Origin of the sequence: Desulfogranum marinum (assembly GCF_016918565.1) — a bacterium.
Classification (GTDB): Bacteria; Desulfobacterota; Desulfobulbia; order Desulfobulbales; family Desulfobulbaceae; genus Desulfogranum; species Desulfogranum marinum.
Map to the genome: position 1 here is coordinate 243,338 of NZ_JAFFQD010000001.1, position 18,553 is coordinate 261,890.

Sequence of the window (18,553 nt, forward strand, 5' to 3'; positions counted from 1 at the left end):
TTATCTCCTTTTAATCGTGATGGGTTAATTGCCGTAAAGGGATAGTTATGGTAAAAACACTCCCCCCTTCTGTTCTGTTTGCAGCTTCAATGTTTCCTCCCAGTGATTGAATAATATTTTGACTGATAGACAATCCGAGTCCGGTCCCTTTGCCCTGCTCCTTGGTGGTAAAAAAGGGATTCCAAATCTGTTTCATCACCTCCGAACTGATCCCCGGACCGTTATCGACGACTTGAATATTGATGCTTTGTTCCGTACTTGAGGTTGTAATGTCCACCTGACCGTCATGCCCCACAGCATCGAGGGCATTATCAATAAGATTAAGCAACACCTGTTGCAGTCGATGCCCTTCGGTAATGGTTGCTGGAAGCTCCGGGTCAAGGTGGAGGTTGACTTTGATATTGTTGTGTTCAGCCTCTTTCTGGAGAAAGGAAAGGGTTTCTTCAACCAGTGCATTAGTCTCTACCGGTTCCTGTTCGGCACGTATCTTTCGGGAAAATCCTAAAAGCCGATGGGTAATGACCGCAGCTCGCTCAACATGATGTTTCATTTTGTTAATGGTGGTCACATACTCATCATAATTTTTTAATGCCTCAGGCTCTTCCTCTGGAAGCAGTTCTTCCAGCCAACCAATCTGTGCCATAATCATCTGCAAGGGATTGTTGATTTCATGCGCTACCCCAGCAGCAAGGCGACCGACATTTGCCATTTTTTCAATATGTGCCATCTGTTGATCCATCACTGCTGTTTCTCTATCCGTGCCCGCTATTCGCGCCACAAAGAGACGGCTGAAATAATAGGCAATGGCAAGAAAAAAAGAGGCGGTAGCAAGAATGATCAACAATGTATGCTGCCGATGGTCGTAGTAGGCTGTCAACATGTCCGGGATGTACACCTTGAACATGAGCAACCATTTGCCATTGTCCAGCCAAGTGGTTGCATATATCGTGTCGCCTAGCTGTACAACTTCAGCACCGCTGTGGTGACGAATGAGTTTTCTTTCAGGTTCCGTGATTGCCTCTGCTCTCTGAAGACTGGGCGTCTGTAGAGCTCCCGTTGTATTAACAATAAAGGCGTCTCCATGTGTCCCCACCTGGGCACTATGAAGTAATGAATTAAAAGCACTCGAATTTATAGTGGCTCGTAGTACGTAGCTTTTAAGAGGGTCGGTCAAGGCAACAACAAAATGAGGTAGGTTACGATAGCCACTGAAGATATCACTGACGTAGACGCTCCGCTCCAACACCTCCCTAAACCATGGTTGATCCGTATACTGTTTGCCGGTTACCTGTTCACGGTAAGGTCCCACATAGGCTAACTGCCTGCCACTTGCAGCAATGGTCTGCAGATCAACAATGGCTCCGGATTTGCTGGCCGCAAGAAACAACCGGTCCAATGTATCGATATTACTGAAATCGTCAGGTGGAAAAAGATTGATCAGGGTGTTTAGCAAGTCAATTTGATGTTTCAAAAAATTATTGATCACGTCGCGTTGATGGACAATGATTTGGCTCGCATTTCCTTGAATATCCTGGATGGCGACCTGCCTGGAATTGTAGACAGAGGTGATAGCGATGATCAAAATCGGGATGATACCGCAAATAAAGAATCCTCCAGCAAGTAACTTTTGCAGTTTCTTATAATATTTTTCTTTATGCTGCCTCATATCTGCCTCTGTACACAGTTGGAGATAAACGTTGTGAAATCGATATTCCTGTCTCCATGAAAGCTGTAGACAGGCACATCTTTCATCAATGTTGCTTTGATGCTGCTTTTAGTAAGGCACTCATTGCACTGGCCAAAAAGCAGAAAAATGATATCTGGATTAAAGGTCATTATTTTCAAAGAGGTGCATGAATCCTCCTCAATAAAATCCAAGATAAAGGATGTTTTCGATCTGAGCTTGTAAAGGACCTGGATGATTTCAGCAGAAAAGCCTTCGGGCATGATGCGTTGCAAAAAAATAAAGAGGATTTTTTTTGCATTACCCTGCAACAACCCATCGGGGATAGGAATATTGTATTGAATCAAGTGTTGGACAAGATCACGGGAACGTACAAATGTATCCTCTTCTTTGGTGATGACCGGAATCAACCCTTTGTCTATCCACCGTTTAAAACGCTGCTCAGAAACACAACTGACCAAAGCCGCTTTTTTGATCGTCAAATATTCCCATGTACTGTGATATGGCATTTGTTGATCCCCTACCCATTACATCCCAGATGTTTATCCATTGGTTGCTGTTATTTTTTTCATCGCAAGAGAGGGGCCAAATAGTACAAAAAAAACTTTCTGCCATTTTTCACATTAATTCCAATTAGTAAGCAGACATCGGTACTGAAAAATGTGAATAAATCAAGAGCTGCCCTTATGTAAAGCTACGGTAACAGTCAGCCCCACACCCGCAGTAACAACTTGATATTTAGAGATTTTTACTAAACGTATAGAATAAGTGACAAACACTGCTTTTTTTGATAACGTCTGTGTACATGTGGTGACATGCAAAGGGGACACAAATGACAAAAGATACAATCAAGATACTTGAAAGACAGCGGGAAGACCTTGTTGTTCGCGTACTGAAAAAGCATGAGGAAATTGAGGCGAATCGTTCGTTTACGGAAAGGGTTCTTTCGAGTATTTCCGAGTTGTTAGTGGTCTTTGATTACACTTTCAAGGTGTTGCAGGTTAACCAGGAATTTTTTAAAAAAACAGGGCTGCAGCCTACTCATGAGGCAACCCTTAGCGTAGAGGATCTTGCTGAGCCGGAAGTCGCAAAACATATCCGAAGTGCATTTGGCAACGGAGAAATTGAAGAGCTGGAATTCAATCTGCAAACAAAAGAAGGCAGTCTTCCAGTGAAGGCCAGGGGATCAACCCTCACCAATCCGGAAGGACTATCCCTGCACATGCTTATCTGTTCGGACTGCAGTGAATTTTATGAGCTCATTAATCGCCTGCAGGAAGGGCAAAAACAACTCATCCATTCAAGCCGCCTGGCAAGTCTTGGTGAGATGACTGCAGGCATAGGCCATGAATTGACCCAGCCGTTGAATGCGATTCTGCTTTTAGCCCGCAACTGCAGTAGAGCAATGGAGCACCCTGAGCAGCATAAGGAAATGCTGAAGGAAAATATTGATATAATCATCGACAGGGTTAACAAGGCCTCCTCTATCATCAACACCATGCGTAGTTTCGGCTGTAAGGTTGAGGAAGACCTGGTTCCCATAGAAATTAACCAGTTAACTCGTAAAACCCTTCGTTTTCTTGAACCGCATTTGCAACTCAACGAAATAGAGACTGATCTCCACCTCTCAGATACACCCTGTTACTTTTTGGGTGTTGATGTACGTATAGAGCAGGTGTTGCTCAATCTTATTCAAAATGCCATCCAAGCCATGGGCTGTGAGCCAAACCCGGTTCTTACCCTGACAACGCATATTGCACCCTGGGTGAACCCCAGAACCATGCGCAAAGAATCGCATGTTATTATCCAGGTAAAAGATAATGGTGTCGGTATCCATGACGAGCAGTTGGAAAAAATATTTGATCCTTTTTTTACAACCCGTACTGTAGGGACGGGGATGGGCCTCGGCCTGTCCATTGTTGAAAGAATTCTCAACAGTTTTTCTGGGTTAATACAAGTAGAAAGCACCTTGGGTGAAGGGACCTGCTTTACTGTGGCCATACCGGAATACGAAACAGACGAGGCTGCACAGGAAGAGAAAATATGATAAAAACAGCCACTCAACCTTCCGCCCCTCTCGTTCTAGTTGTTGACGATGATATTTTTCTCCTGGCTGCCATCAGCCAGACCTTATCGCTCAATGGTTACCAGGTTCAAACCTGCAGCAGCCCTCTTGAGTCCTTGCAGCGGATCGAGGAACAAACATTTGGTGCTGTACTGGCTGATATCCGTATGCCCGAGATGAACGGAATCACGTTACTGGAAAATATAGTCCAAAAAGACAAGGACCTCCCCGTCATATTAATCACAGGCCACGGTGATATCAGCCTGGCCGTGGAGGCCATGAAAAAAGGTGCATACCATTTTCTGCAAAAACCGGTAGATGAGGATCTGATAATTGCCACCCTTGAAAGAGCTATAGAACGGAGGCAGTTGGTTTTAGAAAATCTGCAGCTCGAAAAAAAGCTCCAGGCAAGCAACGCAAACAGAACGCGTTTCTATGGGCTTGTCGGTAATCATCCGGCAATGCATGAACTGTATACCATTATCGAAACCTTTGCGGTGGAAAGCGATCCGGTACTCATTATAGGCGAAACAGGTACCGGCAAAGAGCTTGTTGCACGAGCGCTACACGAAATCAAACAGGATAAAGCCCCTTATGTGGCCGTTAATATGGGAGCAATTCCTGCAGAAATGATAGAATCGGAACTTTTCGGCTATGAAAAAGGTGCTTTTACAGGTGCAGTACAGCGTAAAATCGGCAGATTTGAATTTGCCGGAGGCGGAACAATCTTTCTTGATGAAATCTGCTCCATGCCTGCTCAGCTTCAGTCAAAACTCCTCCGCGTACTGGAAGAAAGAAATTTCTGTCGCCTGGGTAGCAATGAGCTCATCCCCATGACCGCACGGATCGTTGCAGCAACCAATAAAAACCTGGAAGAAGAGGTTGCCAAGGGTCGGTTTCGGCAGGATTTGTTTTTCCGCCTCAACGTTTTACCCATCCACCTCCCCCCGCTGCGTAAGAGGAAAGAAGACATCCCTTTGCTTGTCGATTATTTCCGGCGGGAATATTGTGATTCCCATCCAGAAAAACCTGCAGCCCTCCCCAAAAATCTGATCAAGGAGTTCTGTGAAAATGACTGGCCTGGAAATATCAGAGAATTACGCAACGTAGTGCGCCGCCACTGCGTACTCGGGCTTGGGTGTGCGCAACAAACAACTGACAAGGGGCAGCCCCCCTCTTTTTCCCAGCCAATCGTATTTGAACATGACTGCCCTCCATGGAAAGAGTTCATGGAACAACAGGAAAAGCACTATCTGGAAACCGTTTTACATGCAGTAGCCGGCAAGGTCACAACAGCTTGTAAAGCAATGGGTATTTCAAGAAAAAGTCTTTATGATAAAATTAACAAGCATGCAATAAACCTGGAAGAAGTAAGAAGAAAGCCTCAATAGTACGCATGGTGCAGGTTTGAGGTGTAATCAATCAAAGAGTGAGCAGCACCGTGAGTTACCCCCGTGCGTAATTACCAATTTCAGCTCGATTTTTTTTATTCACTTTCCCGTCTTTTGTAGTATCAAGCCAACCATCAAATGCTCTATGATAACAGTATCAAAATTGAATATTCTATAAATGAGCCCGTTGATTTACTGTCCTCTCGCCCAATCTCTCGGAGTCTAGCGCTTACCTCGTTATGCTGAAAAAATAATCATCGGAATATCAACTATATGCCTGTGGTTATTTTTTAAGCATGCCTTGACCTTGAACGAAAACCCTAGTAAATCAACAGACTCATAAATGATATTCACAAAATCACACTATGGTAACAATAAATGCTTACATGTTCCGGCACACACGGTTGAATATTTTGACAAAATCAAACTTACATTCTTTTACGGAAAATAATGGCTGCTAAAAAAAGGGTTGAGTTACCGATCATCGGTTGGCGGGAGTGGGTCAAGCTTCCCGACCTTGGGATTAATAAAATTAAAGCAAAAGTTGATTCAGGAGCACGCTCTTCATCCATACACGCTTTCAATATCAAAACATTTCATAGAGATGGCGAACAATGGGTACGCTTTAGCATTCATCCCATCCAACGCTCGAAAATGGACGCTCTCGACGTGGAAGCCAAAGTGCTGGAATCCAGATCGATCAAAAGTTCAAACGGAATAGCAAAAATACGGCCGGTCATCCTGACGAAAATTGAGTTGCTGGGGAAAATTTGGGAAGTGGAATTAACTCTTGCAAGTCGTGATAATATGGGATTTAGGATGCTCTTGGGACGCGAAGCCTTTAGGAACCGATTTCTTGTTGATTGCGGTAGGTCGTATTATGGCGGCAAGCCCGAAAAACAGAAGAAAACCAACACAAAAAATCGAACATAATATAGAGGTTAAAGTATACACATGAAACTCGCTATTCTCTCATGCAGCCCAAATTGCTACAGTACTCGTCGGCTCCGAGAAGCCGCTCAGCAGCGCGGCCACAATGTGAAAGTACTTAATACCCTTAAATTCGCGATTGACCTTGAGCAAGGTATGCCTGATCTCTATTTTCGGACAAAACGACTCTCTCATTATGATGCCGTCCTTCCCCGAATTGGATCATCAATCACCTATTTTGGGAACGCTGTGGTGAGACAATTTGAACAAATGGACGTATTTTGTGCAAACTCGTCCAGCAGTATTGCTAATTCAAGAGACAAGCTGCGAAGCTTGCAGATATTGAGTCGACACCATATCGGCATACCTAAGACGACCTTTGTGCGCGATAAGAAAGATGTGCTGCCCGCCATTGAACGCGTCGGCGGAGCACCGGTAATCATAAAATTGATTGAGGGCACGCAAGGTATTGGGGTGCTGTTGGCAAATTCAATAAGTACTGCTGCGGCTATTATTGAGCTGTTGCAAAGCCAGAAACAAAGTGTGTTAATTCAAAAATTCGTCAAAGAGAGCAAAGGTCGTGACATTAGAGCGTTTGTAGTTGGTGATCAAGTTGTTGCGTCAATGCGGCGCGTTGCCCAAGGCCAGGAATTTCGCAGCAATGTTCACCGGGGAGGCGTCACGGAACCGGTTGTCCTTGATGAATCATACCGGGAAACAGCCGTAAGAGCTGCTCAGATTATGGGGCTGCGTGTTGCTGGTGTCGACCTGCTTGAAGGAAAGGATGGGCCGCAAATTGTCGAGGTCAATTCATCACCAGGGCTGGAAGGTATTGAGGGGTGTACCCAGCTTGATATTGCAGGTTCAATCATTGACTATATTGCTGCCCAGGTCAACTTTCCCGACATTGACCTTCGTCAGCGTCTGACAGTGAGCAGCGGTTATGGTGTTGCTGAAATATACATTCCAGAGGGATCTGAATATGTCGGTAAAACCATCCAGGAATCGCAATTGAGAGAAAAAGATATTGTTGTACTCACACTCCATCGCGGCACAAAGGTTATTCCCAACCCACGGTCGCACAGAGAATTGGAAAACGGCGATCGTTTGCTTTGTTTCGGAAAGCTTGAATTAATGCGTAACATGACGCCGTTAAAGGTGCGGAAAAAAAGGCGGCCAATAGTGAAAGACCTTCCAGAGTTACCTGTTGCCGAAGAGGTCTTTAAAGAGTCTGGTGCGATAGACTCAATATCAATTCCACCTGATAACGATGCTATATAATGGAAAAAAGACATGCTAAAAAAATTACCGACGATTGGTTTGGCGAAAAAATTGCTGCAGGAGAGGCAAAAAACGTCAATCTCGCAGTAGGTGAAAGCTACAGTGGAATGACCGTCAACATTCAAATCCACATTCAACGGGCGATCGAGGACGGCCCTGTCTTTTTCGTAACAGCTGCGCTGCATGGCGATGAGATAAATGGCTGCGGAGCCATTCGTCAACTCATACAAGATGCTGACTTTGCGCTTCTGAGAGGGACCCTTGTCCTTGTGCCGGTGCTCAACCTGCCGGCATTTGATCGTCATTCTAGATATCTACCAGACCGTCGCGATCTCAATCGCTCCTTTCCAGGATCGAAAGACGGCAGTCTTGCAAGTCGAATGGCCTATACTATTTTTAATGAGCTTGTCGCTCGATGTGAGTATGGGATTGATCTGCACACTGCTGCGGTGCGCCGAACAAACTATCCTACAGTCCGAGCTGACCTGGGTGACCCTCAGGTTCGTAAGCTTGCGAAAGCCTTTGGTTCGGAAATTATTATAAACTCAAAGGGACCTAAAAACTCATTTCGCAGGGAAGCCTGTGCTGCAGGCTGCCCAACGATTATAATGGAGGGCGGAGAAGTATGGAAAGTAGAACCCGGCATTGTTGAAACTGCTGTTCGTGGGGTGAAAAATGTACTCCGCAATTTTGATATGATTGAAGAAGATATTAAAAATCCTCCATATCAAATTATAATTGATAAATCTAAATGGATGCGTGCAGAGCATGGTGGATTTCTTGATTTCCATATCCAGCCGGGTGACCTTATAGAAAAAGGGCAGCCTCTTGCCACCAACACTACTATTCTCGGTGAAGCCCAGGGAACTCTCCTCGCCCCATTTGATGCGGTCGTCATGGGAATGACCAGTCTGCCGGCAGTCAGCCCTGGTGAACCTATCTGTAATCTGGGTAAACTGCCTAAAAAAAACAGCCCTGCAAAACTCAGCCAATTACGAGAGGACAAAAACGGCCTTGAACAAAGGGTGGTGGAGGAGCTTGGGTCAAGTGTACTTGTCGTAGAACCATCGGAAGAGACAGAATAAAATTCAGATCAACCCCTATCACAGGTTAAAGGGTATCTTGAATAAATAACTTTGTCGCCCACGATTGAGGCATGCTTAAGAAATCACCACAGGCAGTTAACTACTTTCGGAGTCTTCGCTTACCTTAAAGCATACTTTTTACGGCATGACAAGGTAAGCGCCGGACACCGAGAGCCTGGGCGAAAAAGCAATTATGCAAGATGGCCTACAGTTTCGGTAAAACTGCAGACGCGAAACTGAGAACAAAAAAGAATCCACACATATCAGTAACTGTCGTCAAGAGTGGGCTCGAGACTAATGCAGGATCCATTTTCATCCGCTTGAGCAAAAGCGGCAAAATCCCCCCCAAAATAACAGATACAAGTGTATTTGCGGCCAATGCGCCCCCCACCACTACCCCGAGCCAAATATTACTTTGCCACATAAAGGCCACTAATCCAAGTAAAGCGCCAAGCACGAGTCCGTTAAGAATACCCACTTTTGTTTCTTTGAGCACAACCCATACTATTTCGCCTGGTTTTACAAGGCCAAGAGAAAGCTCCCGCATTGAAATAGCAACAGCCTGATTCCCGGAACAGCCGCTCATATCACTGACCATTGGCAGAAACACAGCAAGTGTGATGGCAGCGGCAAGAGTATCCTGATAAAGAGCTATCACACTGGCGGCGATGATATTAAGGACAATGTTCATACTCAACCAAGACAATCGGCGTCCTGATCGCTGCAATAACGGCATTGTTCGAAATTCTTCACCACCAATGATTCCGCTTATTCGCAAAAAAGCTTTTGTTTTTTGTTTGCTATACTCTTCTTCAACAGCACCAGGCAGTACGACACCGACAAGTTGCCCGCGATCATCAATAACCGGTACACCGAAAAACTTATGGTCTTCGAAAAAATCCTTTAACACACTCAGAGGAGTCGTGTCTGCCACTGATAACGGCGATGGAATCATGATGTCGCCGAGCCGGGTTTTACGTGAGGGAAAAAGGAGGTTGTGCATACGCAAGACCCCTTTCAATTTGTTTTCCGAATCTACAACATAGAAGTACTGGACATTGTAGTCCGCATACTTTTCCTGATTTTCTCGAAGGTCATTAAGTACATCCCGAATGGTGTCCTCAGTGCTAAACACCAAAAATTCTGAAATCATAAGGCCACCGGCACAATCTGCAGGATACCTCAGAAGTCTTCTTGCATCAGCCGCATCTTCCTTTTCCATGCTGGCGAGGATCGACTCACTCCTGCCATCATCCATCTCTCCCAGAACATCCGCAGCATGGTCGCTTGGCAATTCTTCCAGGATGGATGCCGCCTGTTGGGATGACATATTCTCAACTAAATCGGCAGCCTGTTTTTCCGAAATACCTTCAATAAGCTCTGCAGCATCCTCCGGAGTCAGCTTATCAAACAAAAGATGCTGTTCTTCCTCGGTAAGTCGGGAAATTATTCGCGCCTTTTCTGATGCTCCCAGTTCATCCAAAAAACTAACGATTGCAGACTCAGTACCGCTCTTTATCAGCTCGCTAAGTATTTCCCACTGCTTTGATGTGTCCTTCATGGAGATATGTACTCTTCTTTTTATTGACATAACTTTGAACCTGTCACCGCTTGAACCGATGAAAAATCCGGGTTGATTTCTCCGTTGGGTGGTCCAGCCTGCCGACATCCTACCCAAACATGATACTACTGCTCTGAAAATGGGAAGTTATGTGCAATGTCAGGGACAAAACTTATCGCAGGCATATACTTAATATCGGAGTCTTCACTTCCCCACCCCGAGGATAATTTTTCTTTGTATAAAGAGATCAGCGGTGGAATCCGAGAGATTGACAAAAAACAATCCTGCAAGACGGTCAACTGTTTTGCTCGACCTCTTTGCTCTGCTCATGGGTTCGGTTTAACACTTTTATCGCTTTTTCATCGATACTACGCAGGTGAAGGTCGGTTTGTGGAAAGGGGATTTCAATGCCCGCTAAATCAAACTCAGCTTCAATATCCTGATTGAGCTCGCTACGTACAACAAGTCCCTCGGCAAAGTCTGGTATCCATACCCGCAACTCAAAGTCCAACGAACTTGCGCCAAAAGCCAGAAAAAGTGCTTTTGGTTCTGGTTTGGTAAGCACCATCGGGTTAGCATCGGCACAAGAAAGCAAAATTTTGAGTACTGCAGAGATGTCGGTTCCATAAGCAACACCAACCGGCAATTTCACCCGTACCCGTTTTTCTGAAAGCGTCCAGTTGGTTACTCTACCGGTAATAAGTTCCGAGTTTGGTATAACAACCTCTGCATTATCAAAAGTCTGGACTATGGTTGCCCTAAGCCCTAGCTCCTTTACTTCACCAACTTCCATTCCGATCTCTATCATATCACCGACTTTTATCGGCCGTTCAAAAAGGAGAATAAGTCCACTCACAAAATTATTAACAATTGCCTGTAAACCAAACCCGATTCCAACACCAAGTGCACCACCAAGGATAGTTATTTGACTCAAGCCGAAGCCGAGCATCTTTAACAGTACAAAAAACCCAATGGTCAATATTGCATAATGGACAAGTCTTGAGATTGATACCTGAACTCCTAACTCAACACCATAACGCGGAAGAACGGTCTGTTGGAGAAAAGCCCTAAGCCCCCTTGAGAAAACAAAAGTAGCATAACAGATAAAAACGACAATAAGCACTGAACCCGGAGTAATCTTCAGCCCAAAAAGAGACAGCTCAATTGATGTCATGGCAATAAATGCAGCTTCGACAGTTGGGCGTATTCTCAGCACCATGAGAGTGATCGCCAACCAGAGAAGCCCAAGAGCGAGAATCAGCGCCGGAGTAATTTGGTTAACAATCCTCGTCGCATTTTGGCGGACAGTGGCAACCGGCGCATTCAGCAGCATGCATTCCAGTAAACCTGAAGCCATCTCCAGCATAAGCAAGATCATCAGACTGACGAGTATTTCAGCAAGCACTATTCCAAAAATATAGACGGCAAACTGATCATAACCTAAGATACCGGAGATGATTATAGTCAACGGCAAACAACACCACAGCCAGATTGCCCAGGTAATTTTTGTACTCGACGAATTTTTCCAGCGACGTCTCAACAGGTACAGATAATAGGCAAGCCCCAATACTGATATATAAAAGACAAAGAGATAGGTAAAGAGTTGCGGCAATCCAATAATACTGAATAAATGAGAAACAGCCAACAAAAGGACTACCCTTCTTAAGAGTGTACTTTGCCAGGGGGTATGACATACATTTTTGGCTAAAATAGCCACAACGACGATTAACGGCAGCTGTGACAATGCCTCCCACTCCGGGGGAAGGTCAGGACGAATTGGGGTGGTGTTTATAATGCCAAAAGATGCACTGGCAATAAAAACTGCCGTGGCAACCGGCCTGGAGGCAAAAGGGTGCCACTTAGAAGAAGCTTTGACCAGTTTTTTGCTGGCATGCACAACAAAAACAAGCAGACATATTGCAAGCAGGCTCATCGCAACGCCCTGCTTATTCTGGTTGAGATAGCGAAGCTGGTATTGGCTAAACAGACGAAGGTCTTCCCACCCCTTCTGCAGGAGTTTTTTCTCAAGACGTTGGTAAAAAGTGGGCGAGAGCATTGATGGCGAGGTCTGCTGGAGGCTAAATCCATTCATATCCTTGATCACGTCAGAGACGGTATCACTGAGCACGTAGACCTGTGTCAAAATTTCACCAATCTCCTTCCCAGCCTGTAGATTTGGTTTAATCTGTTCTTCAATAGTGTGCTGCCCATTACGTACGAGAGTGTCGAGCGTATCAAGAATTTCTGCTACGTCATCAATTTTTCCTTGTTTTTCTGCTTCTATGCGTAATGCATGCAAAACATTTTGTCTTTCCAGCCACTCTTTATAAAGTCTTTCCAGAAGCATGACGTTCGACTTGACCGGTGTATCCAACACTTCGAGCTGTTGATTAATTTTAGCTAGCCGGGATTCAAGGGAAGAAAGCTGGTGATAACTGATATTGGGATCTGATTTGGCCATTATTATTTCCCATTCAAGGTCATCTACCTCTGCGGCTATATTAGTTAAGCGCGACAAATGTTCTGCAACATTGGTAATTCCCTCCATCTGATTTTGCAAATCAACCAGATCATTTGGAATCTTGTTACTCCATGAATAAATTTCAATAAGCGAGAGTGCCTGTGCTACCTCAGGTTCGGTTTTAGTCGATTCTTCCTCTCCCGAGCAAGGTATCGAAACCAAGAGAAAGAATATGCAGAGTACGCTGCTGGTAATGATTCTGCTGGTTGTTGTCGGTAACTTCATAATTTAATGTTCAATTTGTTAAGGTGTGTTTTACCGCATTGGTCTATAGCTGCTAGCCCTATCACAACCATTTCTTTTTCTTAAAATAGGCAATTAACCCAATGGGAGTTATTATAAATACGAGCCATACAGTCGGATATCCCCATTTCAATTTAAGTTCCGGCATATACTCAAAATTCATTCCATAAATTCCAGCTACAAAAGTGAGTGGGATGAAAATAGCGGCAAAAATCGTTAATACTTTCATCACTTCATTCATTTTATTACTCACACTTGACATGTAGATATCCAGCAAGCTGGACAGCATATCTCTATACGTTTCCAAACTTTCTGTTACACGGAGCACATGATCAAGCACATCTCTGAAGTATATATGATTTTTTTCATCGATTAAGACTGTATCGCTTCTCAATAACTCCAAGAGCAAATCTCTCAAAGGCGAGATATATTTTCGGATATAAATCAATTCATGTTTGATTCGCTGAATAGTAGCGAGTATTTCCGGGGTAGCGTTAATGGATAGATCCTCTTCAATTGAGCTGACGACTTCATCTAAAGAATCGATGATAATAAAGTTTTTATCTACAATTGTGTCTAGGATTACATAGGTTAAATAATCTACCCCCAGGGTTCTGAGCCTTCCCTTATTGTTATGGAGTCGCTTGTGAAGAGGAAGAAATATATCGTCTTGGTGCTCTTTAAAAATAAAAACTACATTTTTGAGAACTAATATACTAATCTGTTGATACCTAACAAATGAATCCCCTTCCGCCAGGGAAAGATCTTTAAGAACGATATAGAGGTAGTCGTCAAATTCTTCAAATTTAGGTCGTTGCTGTGTATTCAGTATATCTTCAAGAACGAGTGGGTGAATATCAAAAACACGCCCGATTGATTCGATGAGCCCGACGTTTTTTAATCCTTCGATGGTTACCCAGGTGATAGCCTCTGCTTCTTGAAACTGATCAACCTTCTCTATGGAGGTAACTACCTTTTCTTCAAGGCGCTGCTTGTTATACTGAACAATGGACACTCGTGATTCTATTGCCTGATCCTCCCCTACGTGGACAAGAGAACCAGGGGGCATTCCAGTCTTCTGAGAAGCGGCATTAACAAAGTTATACATTTTATCCCTCCTCGGAGTAAAAATAATGTTATTGGTAACCATTTAGCGAATATTTAGAAACTGTCAATCTACCCCGAACTGTAACGTTTCAACAGTGCTCCATATATTCAGAAGCTGACCGATTTAGCAGATAAGCCCCGACTTCGATTCATTGCTATGCTGGACTTGCAGATCGTGGAGAGTTGAAGTGTTACTGGACAGTTACGATTATTGGTAACAATGACTGCCACAAGCTACATCCCTTTACCAAACCGTCATTCTCAAAGATTACCCTATATAGTGATTTGCAACACGATCAATGCTACAGATACGGTACCAATACGCGCATTAGCCAATATTTTAAATGGTGCACCACACTACAATATAAAAGCATCGTGCTGTATGGGGTTGGTTTCAACCTGCTCTTACCCGAACACCCGGCTAAAAATATGGCTAAGAGTGCTACCCAGAAGTAATTTTAAAAACCAAATATAAAGGTCACCTCCAAAGAAATATCATCTTATCAATGTTATTTTCTTGTTATTCCCATTTAGATAAAATCAAGGCCGTACCACTTATGTGATACTTTTAGACTAGCAAATGTATCGGTTTATTCAATAGGTAGAAGGCCTAGAAAGGCAGATGAGTGAATACGATTTAAACATTTGACTATATTTGGAATTTAAAAAGTTGAATGTCGAGAAAAAGATCTTAAGATAAAATATGATGTTTTTTTCATAACCTGTCTTTGCGCTAGGCGTTCTAAGTGCAATTGACAGATAGCTCAAAACCTTAAATGAGGAGATTTGTAATGATTAGGGCACCAAAAAACTATGTCGCGGCTTTAATGATTCTTCTACTCTCGGTTGTTGGAACTGCTGCAATAGCTGAAGAAGAAAAACCTTCGGGAACCGTATCCATAGAAACTAAAGCGGTTGCTGTTGGTGTCGGTTTTAGCTGGGGCGAAGGGGTACTCACCTTTCAGGGAAAGGAATATCCATTCAAGATCAAAGGACTTTCCGTAATAGATCTGGGCATTTCCTCTATTTCAGCTCAAGGAGAGGTCTATCACCTTAAAAACATTACAGATTTTGCTGGAACTTTTTCTGCGGCTGAAGCAGGAGTAGCTGTTGGAGGTGGAGCAGGAGCCCAGGTTATGAAAAACCAAAATGGAGTTGTTATGAAGCTCACTTCCAGAAAAGCAGGGGTTCAGCTCAAACTGGCGCCTGAAGGACTGAAAGTTGAATTGAAGTAGTACCTCACCGAGATAAATTCTTGTAGCTGCACAGCATGCGACACCCTGCATCACGCTATTTTTTTACAATCAGTGTGATGCAGGTCCAAAATGAAAATCGTTCTGTAACCGTTCTTGTTAAACAACACTTAAAACGCATCGCTAACCACATTGGTTAACGTGACTTTTTATCACTTCTTTTCTGTGTTACTTGCTCGTCGTCACGTGGCATTAAAAAAAAATTACAAACAACAAAGTTTTGTGCGAGACATAACGTTGGCATTGATTCTTGGTATTTCTTCACGGCCATTGTTCATTTTGGCACTGAAAAGGTAAAATTACTGGAGCAAAGACAGGTGTTTAATATGACATATCTGAAAACACTTCTTACTCGACCGGCTTTGATTTTCATTTTCGGAATATTATTCCTCCTTGTTGCTCCAGGTGCATTTGGGGCGGACCTCCCAGGAAACAATCTTGATGTACTGCAGCTGGCCATGGGACTGTTTGGTGGTCTGGCTCTGTTTCTTGGAGGGCTAAATCTCCTCTCTGAAGGACTCAAAAAAGCAGCTGGTGAAACGCTGAAGACGCTGCTTTCCAAAATGACCACCAACCGCTTTCTTGGCGCCATTACCGGTGCCTTTGTTACGGCTGTCCTCAACTCATCTTCTGTAACCACAGTATTAGTGGTGAGCTTTATCACTGCCGGGGTGATGACTCTCGCCCAGTCAGTTGGTGTTATTATGGGGGCCAATATTGGTTCGACGATGACGGCACAATTGCTGGCGTTTAATATTGCTGCCTACGCTTTACTTCCGGTCGCCATCGGTTTTTTCATGACCTTTGTCGCGAAAAAAGAAAATGTAAAACATGCTGGGATGATGCTGCTAGGCATCGGTCTGGTTTTTTACGGCATGGGCATCATGAGTGAAGCCATGACACCGTTGCGTACCTATGAACCGTTCATGGTTTTTCTGGAAAGTATGAAGCGCCCCCTGCTTGGCATTTTAGCAGGTGCCTTATTTACCAGCCTTGTCCAGTCATCTGCTGCAACGGTGGGAATTGCCATTGCAATGGCCACAGAAGGATTGCTTTCGTTGGAAGCAGGGATTGGTTTGGCATTGGGTGCAAATATTGGAACCTGCGTGACTGCACTACTTGCGGCTATGGGTAAACCGGTTGAAGCTGTCAGGGCAGCAATTGTTCACGTCCTTTTTAACATTGTTGGAGTGCTTGTGTGGCTGCCTTTTATAGGGTTTCTTGCTGACATAGCGACTGCCATTTCTCCTGCACAAGAGGCTTTGGAAGGAGCCGCAAAAATGGCAAGCGACGTTCCAAGACAAATAGCAAATGCAAACACTCTTTTTAATGTATTTAATACTATAGCCTTCATCGGTTTTACCGGGGATATTTGCCAGGCTCGCTGAAATACTTTTCCCTGAAAAGAAGGAAAAAGCTGGTGTTATTATTGAGCCAAAATATCTCGACGAGGCGGCTGTGGAAGTTCCGTCTATTGCTCTTGAGCAGGTTCGTCAGGAATTTGGCAGGATGGGGAAGATTACCTGTGAAATGTTTGGTGGGCTCCCTGATGCTGTGCTCAACAAAAGCAAAGAACAGGTAAATAGAATAATAGAGCTCGATGACAAGGTCGATATCCTCGAAGCGGCAATCTTTGGTTTTCTTGGAAAAATACGGCAGCGCCTTCTTACTGCAGAAGAAAGTAAAGCACACCAGGACTTGATGACCGCTACAGTAAGTTTGGAAAACCTTGCCGACCTGGTTGAAACGGAACTTTCAGGGCTGTTGCTCAGATTCATAAAAAAAGAGCGGCAGGTGAGCGAAACAACACGGTTGGTTTTCAAAGAGTTGTACCAAGAGGTATACCAATCGGTTGAACTCGCTGTTCAATCAATACAGAACAATGACCAACATGCAGCCCTGGCTGTTATCAATAAGAAAGAAAACATCCCGCAACTCGTCGAGAGGCTGATGGCGCGTAAAGCAGAAGTGTTAGGACGAGATCAGGCTGGCGATGAGTTGGAAACAGCAAGAATTGAAATTTCATTAATAGATAAAATGACACGGGCATACACTCTCACCAGAAGGTTTGCAAAGATAACCGCTCCACCGGAGATCGTTAGAAATGTATGAGCAGAGCAAGTGATACTATTACGCCAATGGTGCTTTCTTACAATCGTTTTAAAGAAGAACGTAACGTTCGCTACTCATGGCAAGAGCACCATCGGTAATAGTAAGCCCTTCTGTACGGTTACATTGTTATATTATTTGCCAGCGGATTTTTTTCGTAAAAAACATATGCAAATATCTAAAAAGTCACTGTCCCGCGCCACCCCAAGCTTAACGCGATAGTTTTAGGTACGAGAGACTGAATAATCAAACTTTACCCGGATTTCTCATCAGTTCAGGCGGCGTCAGGTTCATTTTTTTGGCTATGACGAGATAAGCATAGACTCCGAAAGTAGATTATTTTTACTGTCAACATACTGAAAAAGTTGTGATTCTTTATCATTTTTGCAAAAAAAAAGCAGCCAACACATATCCCATCTATTAATAGTAGTCGAGCAAGCTATCAAAAAAAAACAAAATTGGCTCGGAGTTTACTATTTGACAGTGTACCCTTTGCCTTCAAGACAGGCAGAATAGGCACGGTTATAGCTGTCAATTTGCTGATTGTAGATCTGCTGAGCCTGTTGGTCGGTTGTTGCGGTCGCCTGCTGCTGTCGGCGGTTTTGCATTCCTCCTACCAGACCGCCAACAGCGGCTCCAGCGGCAGCGCCTTTACCGAATTCTCCACCCAATGAGCCTCCAAGTCCACCAACAGCGGCCCCCTTAGCGGCACCTCGCAATACAGGCCTACTATTTTGTTGATTCGCACTTGACGCGGGGGCAGACAGTCTTGCAGGGTCAACACCGCTTTGATTTATAGCCCAGTTTCGACACTCCTGCTCGTCGGCACTCTGTTGCTGAGGTGTTTGTCCTTTAGCGGGAAAGACCATCAGTTCCGCCTCACAAACAGCAACCACAGGGCAGCAACCTAATATCACTAACAATGCTGTTGATTTAAACATCTTCCCCATACATCCCTCCAAATCTTGGGTCTTTGTCATTGTTGCAAATAAACATACCTCATTATCTACCAACTAAATAATTTCACCTGCTGCAGGCGAGGTGATCATGCCTCTAAGCGTGTTCTATTGAGAGTAGTTAATTTCTCCAACCCGGTATTTACCGTTAAAGAAGCTTTCGGTGATGTACCTGTTGTTATAATCAGTTATGGGAAGTTTATTCAAGCAGTTGTTGATTACACCATTATAGCCTTGACTGTTTTTATGGGTCAAGGCATTCAATTCTCTCAAACGAAAAAAGAGGTTGTAATGCAAAATCGGTTAAACCCCTTCTCAAAGCCCAAAAACCGCCGGCTTCAAGGAAAAAAACCGACGGTTTGAGAAG

Annotated in this window: 15 protein-coding genes; 9 read left to right on the forward strand and 6 right to left on the reverse strand. The window is 44.1% G+C overall.

Features of this window, described 5'->3' with window-relative positions; genetic code table 11:
• Positions 1 to 10: 10 nt before the first annotated feature.
• Both JWH17_RS01030 and JWH17_RS01035 read right to left on the reverse strand, forming a co-directional pair.
• Positions 11 to 1,666: a sensor histidine kinase gene (locus JWH17_RS01030; RefSeq protein ID WP_205220691.1), complete on the reverse strand. Its 1,656-nt coding sequence runs from the start codon at positions 1,664 to 1,666 to the stop codon at positions 11 to 13.
• Entirely contained in the window at positions 1,663 to 2,193 is a 531-nt protein-coding gene (locus tag JWH17_RS01035; protein ID WP_205220692.1) for a hypothetical protein, read from the reverse strand. Before JWH17_RS01035 ends, JWH17_RS01030 begins: the two co-directional genes overlap by 4 nt.
• 323 nt (positions 2,194 to 2,516) lie before the next feature.
• Here JWH17_RS01035 and JWH17_RS01040 point away from each other — a divergent pair, with 323 nt between their 5' ends.
• From JWH17_RS01040 to JWH17_RS01060, 5 genes are all read left to right on the forward strand, one after another.
• The gene (locus tag JWH17_RS01040; RefSeq protein ID WP_205220693.1) at positions 2,517 to 3,731 is read left to right on the forward strand and encodes a PAS domain-containing sensor histidine kinase; all 1,215 of its coding nucleotides are present in this window, start codon (positions 2,517 to 2,519) and stop codon (positions 3,729 to 3,731) included.
• Positions 3,728 to 5,140, forward strand: a complete 1,413-nt coding sequence (locus JWH17_RS01045; protein ID WP_205220694.1) for a sigma-54-dependent transcriptional regulator — start codon at positions 3,728 to 3,730, stop codon at positions 5,138 to 5,140. Before JWH17_RS01040 ends, JWH17_RS01045 begins: the two co-directional genes overlap by 4 nt.
• A 450-nt stretch (positions 5,141 to 5,590) precedes the next feature.
• A complete protein-coding gene (locus tag JWH17_RS01050) occupies positions 5,591 to 6,073 on the forward strand; it encodes an ATP-dependent zinc protease family protein (protein ID WP_205220695.1) in 483 nt (160 codons plus the stop codon).
• 21 nt (positions 6,074 to 6,094) lie between these two features.
• Entirely contained in the window at positions 6,095 to 7,351 is a 1,257-nt protein-coding gene (locus JWH17_RS01055) for a RimK family alpha-L-glutamate ligase (protein WP_205220696.1), read from the forward strand.
• On the forward strand, positions 7,351 to 8,436 hold the full coding sequence (locus tag JWH17_RS01060) for a succinylglutamate desuccinylase/aspartoacylase family protein (RefSeq protein WP_205220697.1): 1,086 nt from the start codon (positions 7,351 to 7,353) through the stop codon (positions 8,434 to 8,436). The genes JWH17_RS01055 and JWH17_RS01060 overlap by 1 nt, the downstream gene beginning before the upstream one ends.
• A 205-nt stretch (positions 8,437 to 8,641) precedes the next feature.
• On the opposite strand, the gene mgtE is transcribed toward JWH17_RS01060, so the two are convergent.
• From mgtE to corA, 3 genes are all read right to left on the reverse strand, one after another.
• Positions 8,642 to 9,997 (reverse strand): magnesium transporter, encoded by a 1,356-nt coding sequence (gene mgtE, locus JWH17_RS01065; protein WP_205220698.1) that lies wholly within the window; start codon positions 9,995 to 9,997, stop codon positions 8,642 to 8,644.
• Positions 9,998 to 10,292: 295 nt separating this feature from the next.
• Positions 10,293 to 12,743 (reverse strand): mechanosensitive ion channel family protein, encoded by a 2,451-nt coding sequence (locus JWH17_RS01070; RefSeq protein WP_205220699.1) that lies wholly within the window; start codon positions 12,741 to 12,743, stop codon positions 10,293 to 10,295.
• Between the two features lie 61 nt (positions 12,744 to 12,804).
• Positions 12,805 to 13,869, reverse strand: coding sequence for a magnesium/cobalt transporter CorA (corA, locus tag JWH17_RS01075; protein WP_205220700.1), 1,065 nt, complete (start codon positions 13,867 to 13,869; stop codon positions 12,805 to 12,807).
• A gap of 790 nt (positions 13,870 to 14,659) precedes the next feature.
• Between corA and JWH17_RS01080 the strand changes: the two genes are divergently transcribed.
• The 3 genes from JWH17_RS01080 (at position 14,660) to JWH17_RS01090 (ending at position 17,233) form a co-directional block, all read left to right on the forward strand.
• Positions 14,660 to 15,103, forward strand: a complete 444-nt coding sequence (locus tag JWH17_RS01080) for a hypothetical protein (RefSeq protein ID WP_205220701.1) — start codon at positions 14,660 to 14,662, stop codon at positions 15,101 to 15,103.
• 344 nt (positions 15,104 to 15,447) lie between these two features.
• Positions 15,448 to 16,509: a Na/Pi cotransporter family protein gene (locus tag JWH17_RS01085; protein WP_205220702.1), complete on the forward strand. Its 1,062-nt coding sequence runs from the start codon at positions 15,448 to 15,450 to the stop codon at positions 16,507 to 16,509.
• 70 nt (positions 16,510 to 16,579) lie between these two features.
• On the forward strand, positions 16,580 to 17,233 hold the full coding sequence (locus JWH17_RS01090) for a PhoU domain-containing protein (protein ID WP_205220703.1): 654 nt from the start codon (positions 16,580 to 16,582) through the stop codon (positions 17,231 to 17,233).
• Between the two features lie 470 nt (positions 17,234 to 17,703).
• Here the strand turns inward: JWH17_RS01090 and JWH17_RS01095 are convergent, their stop codons facing one another.
• Complete coding sequence (locus JWH17_RS01095) at positions 17,704 to 18,180, reverse strand: YMGG-like glycine zipper-containing protein (protein WP_205220704.1); 477 nt, start codon at positions 18,178 to 18,180, stop codon at positions 17,704 to 17,706.
• 117 nt (positions 18,181 to 18,297) lie between these two features.
• On the opposite strand from JWH17_RS01095, the gene JWH17_RS01100 reads away from it, so the two are divergent.
• The gene (locus JWH17_RS01100) at positions 18,298 to 18,549 is read left to right on the forward strand and encodes an MscL family protein (RefSeq protein ID WP_205220705.1); all 252 of its coding nucleotides are present in this window, start codon (positions 18,298 to 18,300) and stop codon (positions 18,547 to 18,549) included.
• The last annotated feature ends 4 nt before the right edge of the window (positions 18,550 to 18,553 follow it).

What these genes read in the sequence shown, in the direction of transcription:
- JWH17_RS01085 (WP_205220702.1), top strand. Translation starts at nt 15,448, where the DNA reads ATGACATATCTGAAAACACTTCTTACTCGACCGGCTTTGATTTTCATT.
- JWH17_RS01040 (WP_205220693.1), top strand. Translation starts at nt 2,517, where the DNA reads ATGACAAAAGATACAATCAAGATACTTGAAAGACAGCGGGAAGACCTT.
- JWH17_RS01055 (WP_205220696.1), top strand. Translation starts at nt 6,095, where the DNA reads ATGAAACTCGCTATTCTCTCATGCAGCCCAAATTGCTACAGTACTCGT.
- JWH17_RS01045 (WP_205220694.1), top strand. Translation starts at nt 3,728, where the DNA reads ATGATAAAAACAGCCACTCAACCTTCCGCCCCTCTCGTTCTAGTTGTT.
- JWH17_RS01060 (WP_205220697.1), top strand. Translation starts at nt 7,351, where the DNA reads ATGGAAAAAAGACATGCTAAAAAAATTACCGACGATTGGTTTGGCGAA.
- mgtE (WP_205220698.1), bottom strand. Translation starts at nt 9,997, where the DNA reads ATGAAGGACACATCAAAGCAGTGGGAAATACTTAGCGAGCTGATAAAG.
- JWH17_RS01030 (WP_205220691.1), bottom strand. Translation starts at nt 1,666, where the DNA reads ATGAGGCAGCATAAAGAAAAATATTATAAGAAACTGCAAAAGTTACTT.
- corA (WP_205220700.1), bottom strand. Translation starts at nt 13,869, where the DNA reads ATGTATAACTTTGTTAATGCCGCTTCTCAGAAGACTGGAATGCCCCCT.
- JWH17_RS01050 (WP_205220695.1), top strand. Translation starts at nt 5,591, where the DNA reads ATGGCTGCTAAAAAAAGGGTTGAGTTACCGATCATCGGTTGGCGGGAG.
- JWH17_RS01095 (WP_205220704.1), bottom strand. Translation starts at nt 18,180, where the DNA reads ATGGGGAAGATGTTTAAATCAACAGCATTGTTAGTGATATTAGGTTGC.
- JWH17_RS01080 (WP_205220701.1), top strand. Translation starts at nt 14,660, where the DNA reads ATGATTAGGGCACCAAAAAACTATGTCGCGGCTTTAATGATTCTTCTA.
- JWH17_RS01035 (WP_205220692.1), bottom strand. Translation starts at nt 2,193, where the DNA reads ATGCCATATCACAGTACATGGGAATATTTGACGATCAAAAAAGCGGCT.
- JWH17_RS01070 (WP_205220699.1), bottom strand. Translation starts at nt 12,743, where the DNA reads ATGAAGTTACCGACAACAACCAGCAGAATCATTACCAGCAGCGTACTC.